The sequence below is a fragment of the Haloarcula sp. H-hyl2 genome, assembly GCF_056934385.1.
On sequence record NZ_JBRIIJ010000001.1, the window covers coordinates 1,368,581 to 1,386,522 of the forward strand.

The 17,942-nt window shown below is 64.3% G+C and carries 12 protein-coding genes; 5 read left to right on the top strand and 7 right to left on the bottom strand.

The features are described 5' to 3' along the window. Positions 1-445: 445 nt before the first annotated feature. A complete protein-coding gene (locus Hhyl2_RS07030) occupies positions 446-3,802 on the bottom strand; it encodes a PKD domain-containing protein (protein ID WP_483550025.1) in 3,357 nt (1,118 codons plus the stop codon). Between the two features lie 160 nt (positions 3,803-3,962). Further along, positions 3,963-4,553, bottom strand: coding sequence for a DUF2150 family protein (locus tag Hhyl2_RS07035; RefSeq protein ID WP_483550026.1), 591 nt, complete (start codon positions 4,551-4,553; stop codon positions 3,963-3,965). 164 nt (positions 4,554-4,717) lie between these two features. Here Hhyl2_RS07035 and Hhyl2_RS07040 point away from each other — a divergent pair, with 164 nt between their 5' ends. Further along, entirely contained in the window at positions 4,718-5,011 is a 294-nt protein-coding gene (locus Hhyl2_RS07040; RefSeq protein WP_483550027.1) for a hypothetical protein, read from the top strand. On the opposite strand, the gene Hhyl2_RS07045 is transcribed toward Hhyl2_RS07040, so the two are convergent. Next, positions 5,008-6,195 carry a mechanosensitive ion channel family protein gene (locus tag Hhyl2_RS07045; RefSeq protein WP_483550028.1) on the bottom strand — a complete coding sequence of 396 codons (1,188 nt, stop codon included), beginning with the start codon at positions 6,193-6,195 and terminating at the stop codon, positions 5,008-5,010. The genes Hhyl2_RS07040 and Hhyl2_RS07045 overlap by 4 nt on opposite strands. Positions 6,196-6,244: 49 nt before the next feature. Then, the gene (gene pdxS, locus Hhyl2_RS07050) at positions 6,245-7,153 is read right to left on the bottom strand and encodes a pyridoxal 5'-phosphate synthase lyase subunit PdxS (protein ID WP_483550029.1); all 909 of its coding nucleotides are present in this window, start codon (positions 7,151-7,153) and stop codon (positions 6,245-6,247) included. A 170-nt stretch (positions 7,154-7,323) separates the two neighbouring features. Here pdxS and Hhyl2_RS07055 point away from each other — a divergent pair, with 170 nt between their 5' ends. Together Hhyl2_RS07055 and Hhyl2_RS07060 are read left to right on the top strand one after the other, a co-directional pair. Further along, a complete protein-coding gene (locus tag Hhyl2_RS07055; protein WP_483550030.1) occupies positions 7,324-8,823 on the top strand; it encodes a sensor histidine kinase in 1,500 nt (499 codons plus the stop codon). A 53-nt stretch (positions 8,824-8,876) separates the two neighbouring features. After that, the gene (locus Hhyl2_RS07060) at positions 8,877-9,632 is read left to right on the top strand and encodes a DUF1405 domain-containing protein (protein WP_483550031.1); all 756 of its coding nucleotides are present in this window, start codon (positions 8,877-8,879) and stop codon (positions 9,630-9,632) included. On the opposite strand, the gene Hhyl2_RS07065 is transcribed toward Hhyl2_RS07060, so the two are convergent. Further along, a complete protein-coding gene (locus tag Hhyl2_RS07065) occupies positions 9,633-10,763 on the bottom strand; it encodes a citrate synthase (RefSeq protein WP_483550032.1) in 1,131 nt (376 codons plus the stop codon). A 325-nt stretch (positions 10,764-11,088) separates the two neighbouring features. Then, entirely contained in the window at positions 11,089-12,495 is a 1,407-nt protein-coding gene (locus Hhyl2_RS07070; RefSeq protein ID WP_483550033.1) for a citrate/2-methylcitrate synthase, read from the bottom strand. 129 nt (positions 12,496-12,624) lie between these two features. On the opposite strand from Hhyl2_RS07070, the gene Hhyl2_RS07075 reads away from it, so the two are divergent. Next, on the top strand, positions 12,625-13,755 hold the full coding sequence (locus tag Hhyl2_RS07075) for a sensor histidine kinase (RefSeq protein ID WP_483550034.1): 1,131 nt from the start codon (positions 12,625-12,627) through the stop codon (positions 13,753-13,755). On the opposite strand, the gene Hhyl2_RS07080 is transcribed toward Hhyl2_RS07075, so the two are convergent. Then, positions 13,756-16,485, bottom strand: a complete 2,730-nt coding sequence (locus Hhyl2_RS07080; RefSeq protein ID WP_483550035.1) for a valine--tRNA ligase — start codon at positions 16,483-16,485, stop codon at positions 13,756-13,758. A gap of 260 nt (positions 16,486-16,745) precedes the next feature. On the opposite strand from Hhyl2_RS07080, the gene Hhyl2_RS07085 reads away from it, so the two are divergent. Further along, on the top strand, positions 16,746-17,687 hold the full coding sequence (locus tag Hhyl2_RS07085; protein WP_483550036.1) for a Gfo/Idh/MocA family protein: 942 nt from the start codon (positions 16,746-16,748) through the stop codon (positions 17,685-17,687). Positions 17,688-17,942: the final 255 nt, after the last annotated feature.

The window sequence follows — 17,942 nt, forward strand, 5'->3', positions numbered from 1 at the left end:
CTCTTGAAACTAAAAATACTGATTCCAACTATCAATTTCTGTTGAAACTCTCCTTCTTCGCGGAACAGGTAGGACTGGGTTCGACTGTATACCTTGGTAAAATCCGAACTACCGGTACTCAGGGTTTGTAGAGAATATGCCAGAATCGGTCAAGGAGAATCCGACAGGGGCCTTCTTAGCGCGCTGTCGGCAGTGACTATGTCGCTCTGGAAGCCGCCCGAAACTCTCTCACCATGAATCCTGAGAATGTCAGTGAATTATTGTTAATCGTGGATTCTTCTGTTCCGGACTCTGTCGCCTGCACGAGCGCGAATATCTACTACGAGGCCGAATTTGGGTTTCCTCTCCCATCCTTCAACGGAACCGGTATCCACTACTGCCATGAGTGCTGGTTCATTGAGTTGGTACTTTCAACGAAGATTAAAAAATCTGATAAATCTCGAAGTTAGTTCAGGAGGGAGAATGTCGTCGAGTCTGTCGTCCCGTCGCTCCGGTCGAATGAGACAGTATAGCTACTTCCCTTCCCTCTGTTGCCGGTATCCACGTTCTGGAGGGTAATCTCTATGGTCGACCCTCCAGTGACATCACCACCGTCAGCGGTGTAGGTCACAACTGCTGTGTCCGCACTCGTATCGACAGCGATAGTGGCGGAACCACTTCCGGATGTGACAGATGTGGACCCCTCCGAATTGCTGTAATCCACTCTGGTGTTACCTTGTCCGCTCCCGGTAAGTTGTGCGCTGGAGAGATCTATCGTGACTGTCTCACCACTTTTGATGGTTTTGTTGGGGGTGAATCTGATCGTCTGGGTTTGATCGGACGTTTGGCTCTCAAGGTTGGTGGCTGAGAGACTCGAGAAACCGGCTGGTGAGACCGACACTTCCTGCGTTGTGGATGTACTCGCTCCGCCGCTATCGGTGACGATTAACTCAACAGTATAGCTTCCACTGTTCGAATAACTGTGAGTCGCTGTCGTGTCGGGGTCTGTCGTCGTCGTCTCTACCGTCCCGTCGTTTGTCCAGTCCCACTCGTAGGTGAGCGAGTCTCTATCAGGGTCGGTAGAGTCGCTCGCGTCGAACTCGATACTCTCTCCCGGCGTCGGGTCACTCGGTGTGTAGGTGAAACTTGGGTTCGGCGGCTCGTTCACCTCGAACGTTGCACTCGCCGTGTCGGCGTCCTCACGGCTGACCCCGATCGTGTAAGGGCCCTGCGCGTTGGCGCCTATCGGCGGGTCGTCAATCTCGATACGGATCGTATCCCCGTTGTCGTCAGCAGCACCAGCCGTGTAGGTGAAGTACGCCGTCTCACCGTTGTCTTTGCTATTGAAACTTAAGGAGCCATCTCCCTGTACCAGCGATTTACTGTTCGCGTTGGCATAATCGATTGACGAGGAATCAGTTCCTTGAGGATCGCTTAGGTCGATAGTTACTTTCTCACCACTATCGAGATCCGAACCAAGCTCGAACTCGATGGTCTGTGGCTCGCTGCCGTCGGCCTGTATGTCACTCGCGGATACGCTCGAAATTTCGGGAGTTCCGCTGTCGTACGCGACACTGAACGACTGCGTCGTGGTCCCACTGTCGCTTCGTGAGATAGTAACATCGTACGGACTTCCGCTGTTATCGTTGAGTGAACCGACAGCAATACCACTCACTCGGATAGAGATCGTCTCGCCGGCGGCGATGGTACTACCACCTGTTTCGTACTCGATTTGCGCGTTGTTACTGTTTTGTGTGTTGAATCCGGCAGACCCAGGACTATTCACTGTCGTTGCGCCACCACTTCGATAGTCAACTTGATCAGCCGACTGGGCATCACTCAGGTCTATCGTGACCGTTTCATCACTGGGAAGATCGGTTCCCAGAGTGAACCTGATCTGCTGGTACTGACTATCGGCGTTCGGAAGGATACTCGTTACAGAGCTACCGCTTATCGGATCGGTTGTGTCCGATACCGTGACCGTCACCGTCTCAGTGTCTGTATCGCCATCGTCGTCAGTAACGGTTAATTCGACATCCACGGTCTGGTCTCCGTTCACATTACTTGGGGCGTTGTAGGTCGGTTTCTCGGTGTTCGAATCCGAGAGTGTACCACTACCGCTAACGATTGTCCACGAATAGTCGACGATGTTTCCATCACTGTCGCTGCTCGCAGCACCATCGAGTTCGACGCTATTGCCCTCTTCGACAGTTACGTCAGATCCAGCGTCAGCGGTCGGCGGAGAGTTACCGCCACCACCGGCGATGTTGGCGCGCGTGACCGTGACGTTGATCACGTCGCTCGATCCGCCACTGGCCGCGTAGACTCCGATCGTTCCGTTCTCGCTGGCGGTCAGGTCGGTCGTCACCTCCCCACTGGATCCGGTCGTGCCATTCCCAGGAGAGAGCGTCCCGACCGTCGTGTTGTTCACGGCGAAGTCGACGGTGGTCCCATCGAGAGCCGGAGTAGTACCCGCTCTGAGTGTCAGTACGTCGTCGCTATCCGCCTGGACGTCCCACGTACAGTCGGTGGCGGAGCAGGACGAGAGATAATTATTGTCGTTATCGGTTTCCGGGTTCTCCCAGGCGACGGCGTAGGCGCTCCCTCCGCCACCACCGCTCCCTCCGCTTGCGGCCTGTACGGTCACGTTCACCGAGACGTTCTGGACGGTAGTGGCGTCGAAGTTGCTATCCAGACCGACGTAACTGAACTGGACCTCCTGGCTGCCGGTCCCGCTGCTCGGGGCCGTGTATTCGAAGGTGACCTGACCGTCCTCGTCGGGCCGCCGGGTGGTCGGCGGTTCGAGGTTCCCCGACCCGACGAGCCGTGCCTGGATCGTCGTGGATGTGGCGTTGTCCGGCGGGTTGTTGTACCGATCACGGACCTCCAGGACGAGTTCGGTGGTCTGGCCCTGGGTGACCGTGGTGCCGTCGCCCTCGACGTCGGTCAGGTAGGCCGTGTCCTCGTCGGTCACACCGGTTCCGACACCCACTTTGGTCAACTGGAGTTCGTATTCCTTGTTTGGCTTCAGCTCGATAGCGACCGTGTGGAACCCGCTGGGCGCGGGCGTCGCGGCGTCCGAGACACTGTTGACGGTCGACGATTGCGTGTTCACGAGGAAGTCCCAGTAGGACGCTGGCTGCCGAGAGACGACAACGAGTCTGATCGGACCGGTACTGCTGTTGTCGAGCGTGATCGTCTGTGTCGAGGTACTCACAGACTGGACGTCGACGGAGGTCGAGCCGCTCGACGAGCGCGAGAGCGAGCCGTTGAGGGTGACCAGCGAGATATCGGTGCCGTCGACGAACGTCTGATTGGCGAGTGTGACGTTCGTGTCCCGGAACTCGTTGTAGAGGACGGTCTGTTCGTAGACGGTGTCCGGGGCGTTCGAATAGAGGTTGTATCCCGGACGGTAAGCGATACCCCCCGTGTTGTAGACCTGTGTCGTGTTCCAGTAGTCGCCGGCCTCGCCAGCTGCAATTGCGTTTTCGACCGTGAGGTTCACGTCCCGGTCTGTCGTCCCGAGTGTCCGGAGTGACCCTGACGGTGGGCCGGGGTTGAGCGCGACAGCCCTGCTCGGGTACCGTGTCCCCAGTTGCACCGTCGTCGACTGTGCACCGCCGTCGCCGGGCATCGACACGATAGCGTTGCGCAGGTCCTGGAGTTGCTCGTGGACCTCCTGGTTGTGGTTGAACTCGATCTCGCGGTTCTGCTCCGGGACGACGAACGCCTGATACGTCGAGAACGCGATGATGAGAATCGCAAACAGCAACACAGCCCCGACCTGGATGGACTGTGCTCGCTCGTCACCCACGAAATCCATGGAGGCTCTTTCGGACAAGTGGATAAAAACCTGTCCGCCCCAGTATCAGTTCCTATCGTTCACCGCTGTCAGGAACGCCCGAGCGCGAACAGTCGATGTTCGAAACCAGCGAAAAGTACCAACGTCTCCGGTGTGACTGTCGGGACCCGGTCCCGACGAGTCAGTCCTCCGCGTCTTCGTCCTCTTCGACGACTTCGGGGTCCTCCATCGCAGTCTGGAGGCTGTCGAGGCCGTTGACCCACTCGGAGACGAGTCCGTATTCGAGGTCCTCGGCGAGTTCCATCGGCAGTTCCGCGCCGTCGACGATGCGAGTGCCGGCCTGAACACAGTAGCCGAGCGCCGCGTCGAGATCCTCCTCGGCCTCGGCGTCGGCCGCAGCAGCGATGTAGTCGCCGACGGTGCCCTCGTCCGCGACACCTTCTGCGACGTATTCCTCGGCAGCGTAGAAGACACAGACCAGCGAGGTCTGGACGCCGTCGATCAGCATCAGCGTCTCCTCGTCGTCGAGTTCGACCTCGGCGAGGACGATCTCGCGGACGCTCTCCAGCTCTTCGAGCGTTGTCTCCTGGTCGAGCGTGCCGTCGTCGTAGTCGGTCAGTATCTTGACCACGGCGATAGCGGCGTCGTCCTGCAGGTTCAACAGGAGTCGTGCCGAATCCTCGTTCTCAGGGTCCACGTCTTCGTCGCTGATACGGTCGATCCAGTTCTGCCAGCGTTCGTCGGTGTAATACTCCCCCGGCGGAGTGCTCATATCACTCCCTACGCGTGGCCGGGGATAGTAGTTTCGACCGGAGATTCCACCTCGGTCTCGGCGGAACCACAAGACAGCGAGGGTATCCGGTGCTGATTTGCGGTGTGTGAACGGGGAAGATGGCCGACGCCGGTTTTATGTCTCTGAGTGTGTAACGACAACGCATGTCACAGTGGCGGCCGGCCGCCGATCGGCGCGGTCCACGGCCCGGCCAGACGGCCACGCGAGTGGGGGCTGGCATCCTCCTGCTGACTGTCCCCCTCGCTGTCGGTGCGCTTCTCGGGCTTGTCGCCCAGAGCGCGACCGTCTCGGCGGCACTCGCCACTGCGGCCGCGGCCGTGACGGAGCCACCAGCGACGAGTCGCCTCCCGTGGCTGTTCAGGGTCGGTGCACTGGGTGTACTGGCCGGGTCCTGGATCCTCGGGTTCGGCCTCGTCGTCGGCGAGCTATGGGACTAGTCGTCGGTGTCGGATCCCTCTCGGAGCGGCGCTACCTGTTCGGCAGGAGGACGCTCGCTGTCCCCACCGCGAGCGGAGAACCGACGCTGCGGGAACGGGATGACGATGCCCGCCTCGTCGAACGCCGTCTTGACCGCCTCGACGACCTGGGAGACGGCCCGCCACTTCCGGGGCGGCGTCGGGTGGTCGATCCAGAACCGGAGTTCGAGTACCACAGCGGAGTCACCGAACGACTTCGGGACGATCTGCGGTGACGGCGAGTCGACGACCCCGTCGACACCGGCGATCGCCTCGTGGGCGACCTCACGGGCGTGGTCGACATCGGTATCGTAGTCGACGCCGACGTCAAGCGTGAGTCTGAGCCGCCCCTTCTGACTCCGGTTGGTGATCGCCCGATCGGCCACCTTGTCGTTCGGGATGACGACGAACTCCCCGTCGAAGTTCTCCAGGCGGGTGTTGAAGATCGTGATGTCCGTGACGATGCCCTCCTCGTCGCCGAGTTCGACCCAGTCGCCGATGGTGAACGGCCGCGAGAACATCAGGACGAAGCCGGCGATGAGCGAGCCGAGCGTCTGACGCGCGGCCAGTCCGACGACGATACCGAGGAACCCGGCCCCGACGAGCAGGCCGCTGAGGTTCTCCCCCCAGAGGGTCAACGCCCCGGAGAGAACCGTCAGCAGGATCGTCACCTGCCCCACGCGCAGGATGATCTCCTCCTGGTGTTCGGTGATCCGGTCCGAGCCGTCGCCCAGGCGCTCGGCGAGCCGTTTCAGCTGATCCGAGGCCGCGAAGCCGATGGCAGCCAGGACGACCGTGATGCCGATCTTGAACAGGTCGCTCGTCGCGATCCTGCTCAGGCTCCCGCTCGGGTCGACAACGTCCCAGAGGATCAGCACCCCAGCGACTGCACAGAGGACGACGGTGAGCTGAACCGTCCGTAGCAGGACGCCCGAGGACGACGTCGGCGCCACGCGCTCGACGATCCCGTACGCGTCTTCTACCTGTCCGACCAGGTACCGCGAGAAGACGATCCGTTTGCAGACCGTGACGACTGCAGGGAAGACGACGACCACCAGGAGAAACGAGACGGCGAGGACGCCGAACGTGACGGCTGTCCGCCCCTGTGTCGCCGCCAGCTGCTCCAGGAGGTCCAGTGCCTGCTGGACCAGCCCGGACTCTTGCATACCAGGGTCCAACGGACGAGCGTTCTTGTGTGTTGTCTTCGACGGCGGCTCAGACGCCGCGACCCTGGAGCTTCTCCTCTTCGGGGAGGTCGGCGTTGGCGTCGCCCTTCATGCCCTTGCCGATGTTCTTGCTGATCTCGGTCAGCGCTTCGGGGTCGTCCCAGTTGTTGACCGCCTCGACGATGGCGGTGCCCATCGCTTCGGGGTCCTCGGCGCCGAAGATACCCGAGCCGACGAAGATGCCGTCACAGCCGTGGTGCATCATCAAGGCAGCGTCGGCGGGTGTCGCGATGCCGCCGGCCGCGAAGTTGACGACCGGGAGTCGCCCCATCTCGGCGGTCTCGTGGACCAGGTCGGCGGGCGCCTCGTGTTCGCGGGCCCACTTTTCGCGTTCCTCGTGGCTCATCCCTTCGAGCTTACGGATGGCGCCCAGAATGTTGCGCTGGTGGTGGACGGCCTGGTTGACGTCGCCGGTGCCGGCCTCGCCCTTCGTGCGGATCATCGCCGCGCCCTCGTCGATGCGTCGCAGGGCCTCCTGCAGGTTCCGGGCGCCACAGACGAACGGCGCCGTGAAGCCGCGCTTGTCGATGTGGTAGCGGTCGTCGGCCGGTGTGAGCACCTCGCTCTCGTCGACCATATCGGCGCCGGCCGCTTCGAGGATCTGTGCTTCGGTCGTGTGGCCGATCCGGGCCTTGCCCATCACCGGAATCGACACCTCGTCGATGATCGCTTCCAGCGAGGCCGGATCGGCCATCCGCGCGACGCCGCCCCGCTTGCGGATATCGGCCGGGACAGCCTCCAGGTTCATCACAGCCACGGCGCCGACATCTTCGGCGATACGGGCCTGCTCGCGGTCGACGACGTCCATGATGACGCCACCCTTCTGCATCTTCGCGAAGCCGCGCTTGACGAGATCGGTGCCGCGGCGGAGGTCCTCCAGATCGGTAGCTTCAGCCATTGAGTGCGGTTTAGGACTGGATTTACTTAACGCGTGTCCTTGGCCGCTGTGCCCGGTCCGTTCGGGGATTTCACCCCGACCATGGACAGCCTGGGCGACGCCATCGCGATCTGTTCCCGACACGAACCTGGCCGGTGGTGTTTTTACCTTCAGAGACCGAACCGTGTCCAATGCGACCGGAGTGGCCGCCGTCGAACGACCAGCGAGGGATGCACGTCCTCCACGTCGACGACGATTCGGACTTTCTGGAGATAACGGCGGCAATGCTCGAACAGGAGGCGGAGATGCTCCGGATCACCTCCATCGTCGATCCCACGGCGGTCGTCGAGCATTTGGAGACGAAGTCCATCGACTGCGTCGTCTCCGACTACGACATGCTTCCGATGGACGGCCTGGAACTGCTCAGGGCCGTCCGTGACTCGTATCCGGACCTCCCTTTTATACTCTTTACCGGGAAGGGGAGCGAGGAGGTCGCGAGCGAGGCTATCTCGGCAGGTGTCACCGATTACGTCCAGAAAGCGGGCGACAGCGAGACCTTCGAGATGCTGTACAACCGCATCGAGAACGCCGTCGACCACGCGCGGACGGAACAGGAACTCGCCTACGAGAGCAGCCTCCTCGATACGATCTTCGAGCAGATACCACACCACCTCTACGTCAAGGACGAGGAGGGGCGACACGTCCGTGTGAGCCACGCACACGTCGAAGATCCCGAGGAGTTGGTCGGGAAGACCGACAAGGAAGTGTACCCGAGTTCGCTCTCCCGGGAAGCCTACGCCGACGATATGACTGTCATCGAGGAGGGCGAACCGATCATCCACAAGGAGGAACAGACCCTCGACGAGGTCGCCAAGACATACAGCTTCGACAACCTCTACGACCAGTACGAACACGAACCGATCACCGACAAGGAGCGCTACGACGAGTGGGCGCTCACGTCGAAGGTCCCCTGGCGTGACGAGGACGGCGAGATCGTCGGCCTGATCGGTATCACCTTCGATATCAGCGACCGGAAACACTACGAGCAGACGCTCGAACGGCACGCCGAACGTCTCGAACAGTTCCTCGCGGAGGTCGTCCACGATCTGCGTTCGCCGCTGCAGGTCGCCGATTCGAACCTGGCACTGCTCCGTGAGACCGGAACGCTCGACGCCGAACGGCTCGACGCCATCGAGCGGTCACACGCTCAGATCGGCGCACTCGTCGAGGATCTCAGTCGGTTCGCCCGGCACGGCGAGATGGAGCCCGATCCGGAACCGGTCGCTCTGGGATCGATCGCCCGGGATATCTGGGCTGGGCAAGACTCCTCGGAGGCGACACTGACGGTCGAGTCGATCCCGACGGTCGAGGCAGACCTGACAGATAGTCGGCGCCTGCTCGACAACCTCCTTGACAACGCTGTCGATCACAACGGCCCCTACGTCTCGGTTCGGATGGGACCGCTACGAGAGCCAGACAACGACGACATCGAGGGGTTCTACGTCGAGGACGACGGCACCGGACTCGGCGTCGAAGAGAGCGAGCAGGTGTTCGAGGCCGGGTTCACGACGGCGCCAGAGGGGACTGGGCTCGGCCTGGCGATCGTCGATACCATCGCCGAGCGGCACGGGTGGACCGTGACCGCCGGCGAGAGCGACGCGGGCGGCGCTCGGTTCGAGGTCCGGTTCTGAGGGGACGGCGCCCGACCGCTACCGTTTTGCCAGCGCCTCCCCACCGACCGGACATGACCACACTCGGCGGGCGCATCGAGTCGGTTGTCGCGCAGGTCTTCGACGGGCGACTTCCGGCCACGGAGGGGCTCCCGTGGTACGTCGCGCCGCTGCCCGAGTGGCTGGAGAACGTCGGGTTGCGCCTTGCCTGGCCCATCGCCATCGTCAACCTCGTCGGGACGCTCTTTGGCTTCTGGTACTACGCGGGCCGCCCGCTCGAACTCGCGCCGCCGCTGGTCGAGGGCCAACTCGGCGCGGCGCCGCCGCTCGCGTACCCGCTCATCCCCGACTCGCCCGTCGCGACGATGTTCATCGGACTCTCCTTTGCCGCCTGGAAACTCGACTGGGACGTCGAGTGGCTACACATGCTGGCGTTCTTCGGGTGTATCAAACTCGGACTCTGGACGCCGTACGTTCAACTCGTCATCAACGGGCCCGGGGGCATCGCCGCCTGGCTCTACTGGTTTTTGATCCTCTCGCACCTGGCGATGGCCGTCGAGGCGTTCCTCATCCACCGCTACGCGTCGTTCTCGGTGGGCTCGGTCGCCGTCGCCGCGTTCTGGTACGGCTTCAACGACGTCGTCGACTACTTCGTCCCGGTGCTGGGCGGTCCACACCACACCGTCCTCAGGGCCGAGATCGTCGCCGGAGGGCTCGACCACTCGCTTCCCGCCCACGACCTCGCCGCCGGTTGGGCTGTGGTGCTGACACTGGTGGCTACGTTCCTGGCACTGGCGACGCGCGTCGAGAAGCTGAAACGGCGCGCATGATCACCGCTCGTCGACGGGCGTCCACTGCCGGTCGGTCGCACCGACGTACTGCGAGACCGGACGAATGAGGCGGTTGTCGTCGAGTTGCTCCAGGCAGTGGGCCATCCAGCCGCCGGCTCGCGAGACGGCGAAGGTCGCGGTGAAGAGGTCCCGCGGGACGCCGACGCCGTGGAGCAGCGCGGCGGTGTAGAACTCGACGTTCGTCGCGAGCGCCCGGTCGGGCTTGTGCTCGGCCAGAACCTCCAGCGCGACCGTCTCGAACTCCTCGACGGTGTCGTAGAACGCCTCGTCGCCGGCCGTCTCGTAGAACTTCGCGGCGGCTGTCGAGAGGACCGCTGCTCGCGGGTCGCGGACGCGATACACCCGGTGTCCGAAGCCCATCAGTCGGTCGCCGGCCGACAGCGTCTCACGGACGTACGATTCGGGGTCGCCGCTCTCGTGGACGGTCTGGAGCATGTCCAGCACCGGACCAGGTGCGCCGCCGTGGAGCGGCCCCTTGAGTGCGCCGACGGCTGCCGTCGCCGCCGAGACCAGATCCGACTCCGTCGAGACGACGGTCCGGGCCGTGAACGTCGAGGCGTTGAGACCGTGGTCGACGACAGTGTTCAGGTACGTCTCCAGCCCGCGGACGGCGGGTTCGGCCGGTCGGTCGCCGGTGAGCATGTAGAGATAGTTGGCGGCGTGACCCAACTCAGGGTCCGGCGCGACGGGTGGCTCGTCCTGGCGGTACCGCCAGTAGGTCGCGGCGATGGTCGGCAGGACCGCGACGACGCGCTTTGCGGCCGTCTCCGAATCCTCGGCGTCGGTGCCGAGACTCGCCGCCGCGACACCCATCCGGAGCGCGTCCATCGCAGGAGCGCCGTCCGCAGCCGCGCGGCGCAGGACCGCCTGGACCTCCTCGCCGATGGCTCGGCGACCGGCCAGGTCGGCACGGAACTCGGCGAGTTCGGTCGCCGTCGGGAGACGGTCCCGGAACAGGAGGAAGACGCTCTCCTCGAAGGCGGCGTTCCGGGCGAGCGTGTCGACGGGGAACCCACCGATCGTCAGTTCACCCGCTTCGCCGTCGATCTGACTGAGGCGCGTCTCGGCGACGGCCACGCCTTCCAGCCCAGGTCGGAGGTCCTGACTCATCGACTACCGGCCTCCACTGCCGAAGTGTCGCTGATCTGGAACCGGGCGGGCCTGCTCGCCGGTGGCTCGACGACTGGCCAGCTCGGCACGGTCGATTCGTCGGGGGACACGAAACGGGTAGCACGCGTTCTGAACATCGACAGCAGGACTAGCGCGGCGGGACGTGTAAACGCTCGGAGAAATCAGCTTCTTCACCACTGCTGAGATATCGGCCTGCCGGCCATCGCTGTGGCGATAGCGGCAGCGAGATGGGAGATTCTCGGTCTAATCGCGGCATCCCGACGAACGGTGGAGAAGCTGACTTCTCTCGGGGGCAGTCGCCCCGTCAGTCCTCGGCCGGGAACACGTCGCCCGCGAGGACGGTGTCGACGAACTGCTCGCCCGCCTGCGTCAGCGCGTACCCCTCGGCGTCGTCGGCGACGAACGACCCTCTGAGCTGTCGGAGGTGGTAGTTGAATCGGCCCTTGTCATCGATGGAGGTCCGCTCCTGCAGTGCCGAGTACGACAGCGGTCCCCTGACGTTGGACAGGGCGAACAGTATCTCCAGCCGCGCCGGTTCCGAGAGCGTCGTCAGCGTCTCCGAGACGGGTTCGACCGCCGACTGCGCCGGTCGGTCCGCGATGGGCGTCCACGAGCGCCCGGTCGCGCCGACGTACCGCGAGACGGGTCTGACGAGGACGTTGTCGGCCAGTTGTTCGCGGCAGTGGGCCATCCACCCGGCGACTCTGGAGACGGCGAACGTCGGCGTGAACAGCGGCGGCGGCACGTCGACGGCGTGCAAGAGTGCTGCTGCGTAGAACTCCACCGTCGGAGCCGCGTGCCGGCGCGGGTACCGCTCGTCGAGTGCTGCGACACCGGCCGCTTCGAGGTCACTGACTGTCGCACGGAACTGGCTGGCAGTCGGTAACCGCTCCATCGCGGCCGAGAGGACCGCCGCCCGCGGATCCCGGACCTCGTAGATCCGGTGGCCGAAGCCGGGCAGTTCGTCCGATTCGGAGAGCGTCTGGTCGACGACTGCGGTGACGTCGTCGGCGGTCTGGGCCCGCCGAAGCAATTCGAATACGCGCTGGAGGTTACCGCCGTGGCGTGGCCCTTTGAGCGAGCCGACGGCGGCAGTCGCCGCCGACACTAGGTCGGATTCCGTCGAGACGACGGTCCGGGCCGTGAACGTCGACGGGTTGAGCCCGTGGTCGACGACAGTGGTGAGGAACGTTTCCAGCGCCCTGGCCTGCGGGGCCGACGGCCGCTCGCCGGTCACCATGTAACGGTAGTTCGCGGCGTGACCCAGGTCCGGGTCGGGCGCGACCGGGGCGGCATCCTGCCGGTACCGCCAGTAGGTCGCGACGATGGTGGGGACGACCGCGACGACCCGCCTCGCGACCGCATCGGGGGTGTGCTCGTCGACACCGAGGTCCGCTGCTGCGATCCCCATCCGGAGCGCGTCCATCGGGTCGACGTCGTCGTCGGCCGCCGCGCGGAGGACCGTGCGGACGGGGTCGCCGATCGTGCGGCGGTCGGTCAGTTCCGACTGGAGCGACGCGAGCGCCTCGCTCGTCGGTAGGTCCCCCGCAAGCAACAGCGCGACGCACTCCTCGTAGGTGGCGTTGGCAGCCAGTTCCTCGATAGGGTAGCCGCGGACGACGAGTTCGCCGGCCTCGCCGTCGACGTCACTCAGTTCCGTCTCGGCGACGGTGATAGACGCCAGTCCGGGGTCGAACAGGGACGGTGTCACGTTACTCGAATCTCCCCCGCCGTCCGCTTAGGGTTTTCCGGGCCTCGGCAAGCAGCCGAACACGCCCGACATCTAGATCGATATAAATAATATTAATAAACCAATAGTTGCCTCTATCTTTCCAGGCACATGCGTGACGTGTCCGTCCGGCCAGCGCTCGCTCATCTGCTGTTTGCCTGGGTGAGCGCCACGCTCGGCGTCGTCCACGCCGTCAGCCGGGCCGGACCGGTCACCAGCGTCGGCGTCCGCTCGCTGCCACCGCTGCTGCTCTCGGTCGTGCTCGTCTACGCTGGCTATCGGTTCCACAAGCTCGGCCCGTCCGACGACGAGATACTGTCGGCAGCAATACTCCTGCTCGGTGGCGGCGTCTACGGGGCCGGTTTCGTCGTGTTCATCGAGTGGGTCCAGATGGGTGGCGGGTCACCGCTGACGGAGGCCGGTTACGCGGTCCTGCTCGCCGGCGCCGGCGGGACGACGATGGCGACGGTCATCGCCCACTACTACGTGGCCTACGCCAGCAGGGTCGCGGAGGCCAGAGCGGAGTCCGAGCGGGCACGACAGCTCCAGGAACAGGTGAGCGTGCTCAATCGCGCGCTACGACACAACATCCGGAATGAACTCACCGTCATCAACGGCTGGCTCGAAATCGCGTTCGACGGCGTGGCATCGGTCAACGGCGAGTACGAACGGATCCAGGCCCACCTGGAGAAACTCGAAGCGATGAGCGAGACGGCCAGGCTCATCCAGGAGGTGCTCCAGACCGACAGACGCATCGAGATGGATGTGGTCGAACAGGTCGAATCCGTCGTCACTGGATTCGACGAGCGCTCGACACCAGCGACCATCGACACGGAGACGCCGCCCTCGGCGACCGCCGTCGCACACCCACAACTCGACGCCGCTATCGAAGAAGCGATCCAGAACGCGCTGGAACACAACGATCCCGACGAACTCGTGATCGAGGTCGTCGTACGGCCCATCGAGCGGGACGGCGACGACGTCACCGACTGGTGCGTCGAGATTTCCGACAACGGTGAGGGGATCCCGGCGGTCGAGCGAGAGGCGCTTCGGGACACGGAGAAGTCACCGCTCGAACACGGCCAGGGGCTCGGTCTCTATCTCATCAAGTCCATCATCGATCAGTCGGACGGACGACTCCGGTTCGACGGGGACGAGGCGGGGACGACCGTTCGGCTGCTCCTCCCGGCAGTAACCGAAACCGATGCCACGGTCGACGCGACCGTCGACGTGTCGCCGTGACTACCGGACGACGACGACGGCCGACGCCGTCTCGGTCATCTCGCCCTCGCCGGAGTATGTCTGGGACTCCTCGACCGTGAACATCTCTGCGTCGAGTTCGAACTCGCCGGCGACGACCAGCGTGTCGCCGGTGATCTCGTAGTCACCGCTCTCGATTGCGGCGTCGATGTCGCCGACGGAACTCCCGAACTCCGGGCCGACGATGGAGTAGTCCAGGTCGATATCGCTGATCTCGGTGGTGATGTCCGGGGCGTCCTCGTAGGTCTCCAGGCTGCCGACGTGCATCGCCTCGGCGATAGCGTCCTCGAAGCCGGCGACGTGGCCGTACACCTCGACGGTGTCCAGGTCGGCGTTCAGCGGCAGGCCGTTCTCGGTCTTGTAGCGCCGCAGCGCGGAGACGACCTCCATCGCAGTTTCGCCGGCCGCCAGATCCGCCTCGTAGCCGCCCGCGGTGGGCCAGTCGGTCGTGTGGATGGAGCCGTCGTCACCGGCGTAGAGTCGGCTCCACAGTTCCTCGGTGACGTGGGGCAGGAACGGCGCGAACAGCTTCAGGAAGGTCTGGTGGGCCGTGGCCAGCGTATACTCCGTCGATGCGTCGCGCTCGCCGGAGAGCCGCTGTTTGGCAATCTCCAGGTAGTCGTCACAGAAGGTGTTCCAGAAGAACGACCGCAGTTCGTTGCGGGCCTTCGAGAAGGCGTAGTTCTCGAACTTCTCCGTGACCGACTCGACAGTCGCGTCGAGTTCCGCGAGCAGCCAGCGGTCGACCGCCGAGAGGTCACTCTCCGGAACGTCCTCGACGTCGGCTGCGGCGGGCGTGAGCTGATCGACCAGTCGCGAGGCGTTCCAGAGCTTCTGGAGGAGGCGCTCGCCGGCCTCCAGGTCGCCCTCCTTGTACGGGAAGTCGTCGCCGATGGAGGTCCCGGCGGCCCAGTAGCGGGCCGCGTCGACCGGGAAGTTCTCCAGGACCTCGCTGGGCGGGATGACGTTCCCCTTGGACTTGGACATCGCCTCGCGGTTCTCGTCCAGGACCATCCCGTTGATCATCACGTTCTCGAAGGGGACCTGGTCGGTGTGCTCGTAGCACTTGACGACCGTGTGGAACAGCCAGAACGAGATGATGTCGTGGCCCTGTGGGCGCAGATCGAACGGGTACAGTTCCGGCATCTCCATCTCGAAGGTCCCGTCGGTGATCGAGCGAGAGCCGCCAGCGTCGCCGTCGGCGTGCCAGTCCCAGCCGGCGTTGACCAGCGGCGTCAGCGAGGAGGTCGCCCAGGTGTCGAAGACGTCCTCCTCGGGCGTGAACGTGTCGTGACCGCAATCGGGACAGCCGTCGACAGGCGGGTCGTCCGAGAGCGGGTCCGCGGGGAGTTGCTCCGGGTCGGCCAGGATCGGTTCGCCACACTCGTCACAGTACCAGACCGGGATCGGGATGCCCGAGTCGCGCTGGCGGGAGATACACCAGTCCCACTCCAGCCCCTCGATCCAGTGTTCGTACCGGCTGAACATCTTCTCGGGGAACCACTCCATCTCACGCCCGGCCTGGAGGTACTCGTCTTTCTTGTCCAGCAGTTCGATGTACCACTGCTCGGTGACCAGATACTCGACCTCGACACCACAGCGCTCGTGGACCTGGACGGTGTGTTCGTGGTCCCGTGATTCCAGCAGGTACCCCTCCACGTCGAGGTCCTCGATGATAGCCGCGCGGGCCTGGGTCGTGCTCATCCCCTCGTACTCGTCGGCCAGTTCGGTCATCGTCGCGGACTCGTCGATGGCCAGCCGGAGGTCCAGATCGTGGGCCTGGTACCACTCGATGTCGTTCTGATCGCCGAAGGTACAGCACATGACGATGCCGCTGCCGGTCTCCATGTCGACGCGTTCGTCGGCGATGATGGGAACCTCCTGCTCGAACAGCGGGACCCGCGCGGTGCCGCCGACGAGGTGCTGGTTCTCGTCGTCGTCGGGGTGGACGAACACGGAGACACAGGCCGGAAGCAGTTCGGGACGGGTCGTCGAGATGGTGAACGTCTCGTGTTCACCGTCCTCCGTGGCCGTAGCCCCGTCGGCGTCCGCGACGAGGTCGAAGGCGATGTCGTTGAACTTCGTGTGTTTGTCCTCGTCCTCCTGTTCGACCTGCGAGATGGCCGTCTCGCAGTCCGGACACCAGATGGTCGGCGCGCGCTGGCGGTACTCGCGGCCCTTTTCGTAGAGGTCGAGGAAGGAGAGCTGCGAGACGCGCTGGACGTTCGGTGCGATGGTCTTGTAGGTGTTGTTCCAGTCGACCGAGATAGCGAGCGACTGGACGTCCTCGGTGAACTCCGCCTCGTATTCGGTACAGACGTCGCGGCACTTCTCCTGAAACTCCCGGCGCTCGAAGTCCTGATGCCGGATGCCCAGTTCGCGCTCTGTCAGGCGTTCTGAGGCGATGCCGTTGTCGTCGTAGCCGAAGGGGAAGTAGACGGTGTCGTCGGCCATCCGATGGTAGCGGGCGACGAAGTCCTGGAGGGTGAACTGGTAGAGGTGGCCCATGTGGAGGTTGCCCGACACCGTCGGCGGCGGCGTGTCGATGGTGAAGCGGGTGTCGGCGTCGCCGTCGTAGGCGTAGGTGTCGTCGGCGACCCACTGGTCCTGCCAGGCGGGTTCGACCTCGCGGGGGTCGTACTCCCCGTCGAGGGTCGCGTCGGACTGGTCGGCTGTCGATTCGTCGGTCGGTGGGTCCTGTGTATCACTCATATCTGGCTGATCGCTGGTCGGTCGAAAACGGTGCGGGCGTCGGGCGGTGGGGTTAGTTGGGGCTGGGCGCCCCTACTACGGGTACGAGAACGGACTGGGTGGTGCCTCGACGCGCCATTAGGTGTACCGTAGCCCACCCACGGATTAACGACTTCGGTTTTCTTCGAGTGGCCCGCACGGGAACCGTGGTGTCCGTGGGAGGGGCCTGCGGTCTCTTTGGACCCCGTACGTTCATCTGTAGCCGCTGTCTCTCCGCTGCTGTGACAGTCACTCTCGGCAGCGTCGGTGCCGGTGGTATGGCAGCCGTCCACGCAGACAACCTCGACGCGGTCGATGCGCGACTCGACGCGGTGTGTTCCCGGACCGAGGAGAGCGCCCGCGACCTCGCCGAGGGACACGACGCGGCGGTGTACGCCACTGCCGAGACGATGTTTCGAGAGACGGACCTGGACGCCGTCGTCGTCTCTGTGCCGCCGTTCGCCCACGACGGACAGGAGCAACTCGCGGCCGAGCACGGGGTCGACCTCTTCGTGGAGAAACCGCTCGCGCTCTCGCGGAGCACGGCCCGTGAGATCAGCGCCGCCGTCGAGGAATACGGGCTCGTCACGCAAGTGGGCCACCAGTTCCGCTACGCCGACGTGGTCGAACGGGCCCGGACACTGCTCGCCGACCGAACGCTCGCACAGATCGAGGGGCGGTGGATCGACGCCGTCGCGCCGCTCCCGTGGTGGACCCAGAAAGACGAGTCCGGTGGACAACTGGTCGAGCAATCTACCCACGTCTTCGACCTCGTCCGGTACTTCGGCGGTGACGTTACCGACCTCGCGGGGTTCGGGAGCCAGCGCGTCGTCACCGACGAGATCGACTTCGCCGACGCCTCGGTCGTGGCGATGCAACACGACACCGGTGTCGTCAGTCAGATCGCCTCTACATCGGCCTCGCCGGAGAACGACGTCAGTCTCGAACTGGTCGCCGAGGACTGCCGGCTCGAACTCGACCTCGTCTCGCACACGCTTACCGGGACGGTCGACGGCGAGACGATCGCCGTCGAGGGCGACGAACGACACTACGAGTCGGAACTCGCGGCGTTCGTCGAGGCCGTGAAGACGAACGATCCGTCCCACCCGCGCTCCCCGTACCCGGACGCGCTGGCCACCTTCGAGCTGACGATGGACGCCGACGAGGCGATGGACGTTTCGTGAGCACCGGTCGGCGACCGTTCGGGAGTCGCGCTCTCCGCGCCCTCAGCACGCTCGGGGCCGCGCCTCGCCCGGAATCCGCCAGGACAGCACGGCACTGCTCGGAACCACGCCACCGCAGGATTCCGGCTGCTTGCCGGGAACGGGCGCCGTGCCGCGTGCCGGGAGACCGGCGGTCTCCCGAACCTCGCGGTGGAACCGCGAGAACCCGGAGAAGGGCAGGCTGGCGGTTGCGGTGCGGGCCTGGCGGACGACCGC

Coding starts and splice junctions, on each gene's coding strand:
- Hhyl2_RS07030 (WP_483550025.1), bottom strand. CDS start 3,802: ATGGATTTCGTGGGTGACGAGCGAGCACAGTCCATCCAGGTCGGGGCT.
- Hhyl2_RS07035 (WP_483550026.1), bottom strand. CDS start 4,553: ATGAGCACTCCGCCGGGGGAGTATTACACCGACGAACGCTGGCAGAAC.
- Hhyl2_RS07045 (WP_483550028.1), bottom strand. CDS start 6,195: ATGCAAGAGTCCGGGCTGGTCCAGCAGGCACTGGACCTCCTGGAGCAG.
- Hhyl2_RS07080 (WP_483550035.1), bottom strand. CDS start 16,485: ATGAGTGATACACAGGACCCACCGACCGACGAATCGACAGCCGACCAG.
- Hhyl2_RS07055 (WP_483550030.1), top strand. CDS start 7,324: ATGCGACCGGAGTGGCCGCCGTCGAACGACCAGCGAGGGATGCACGTC.
- Hhyl2_RS07040 (WP_483550027.1), top strand. CDS start 4,718: ATGTCACAGTGGCGGCCGGCCGCCGATCGGCGCGGTCCACGGCCCGGC.
- Hhyl2_RS07060 (WP_483550031.1), top strand. CDS start 8,877: ATGACCACACTCGGCGGGCGCATCGAGTCGGTTGTCGCGCAGGTCTTC.
- Hhyl2_RS07065 (WP_483550032.1), bottom strand. CDS start 10,763: ATGAGTCAGGACCTCCGACCTGGGCTGGAAGGCGTGGCCGTCGCCGAG.
- Hhyl2_RS07075 (WP_483550034.1), top strand. CDS start 12,625: ATGCGTGACGTGTCCGTCCGGCCAGCGCTCGCTCATCTGCTGTTTGCC.
- pdxS (WP_483550029.1), bottom strand. CDS start 7,153: ATGGCTGAAGCTACCGATCTGGAGGACCTCCGCCGCGGCACCGATCTC.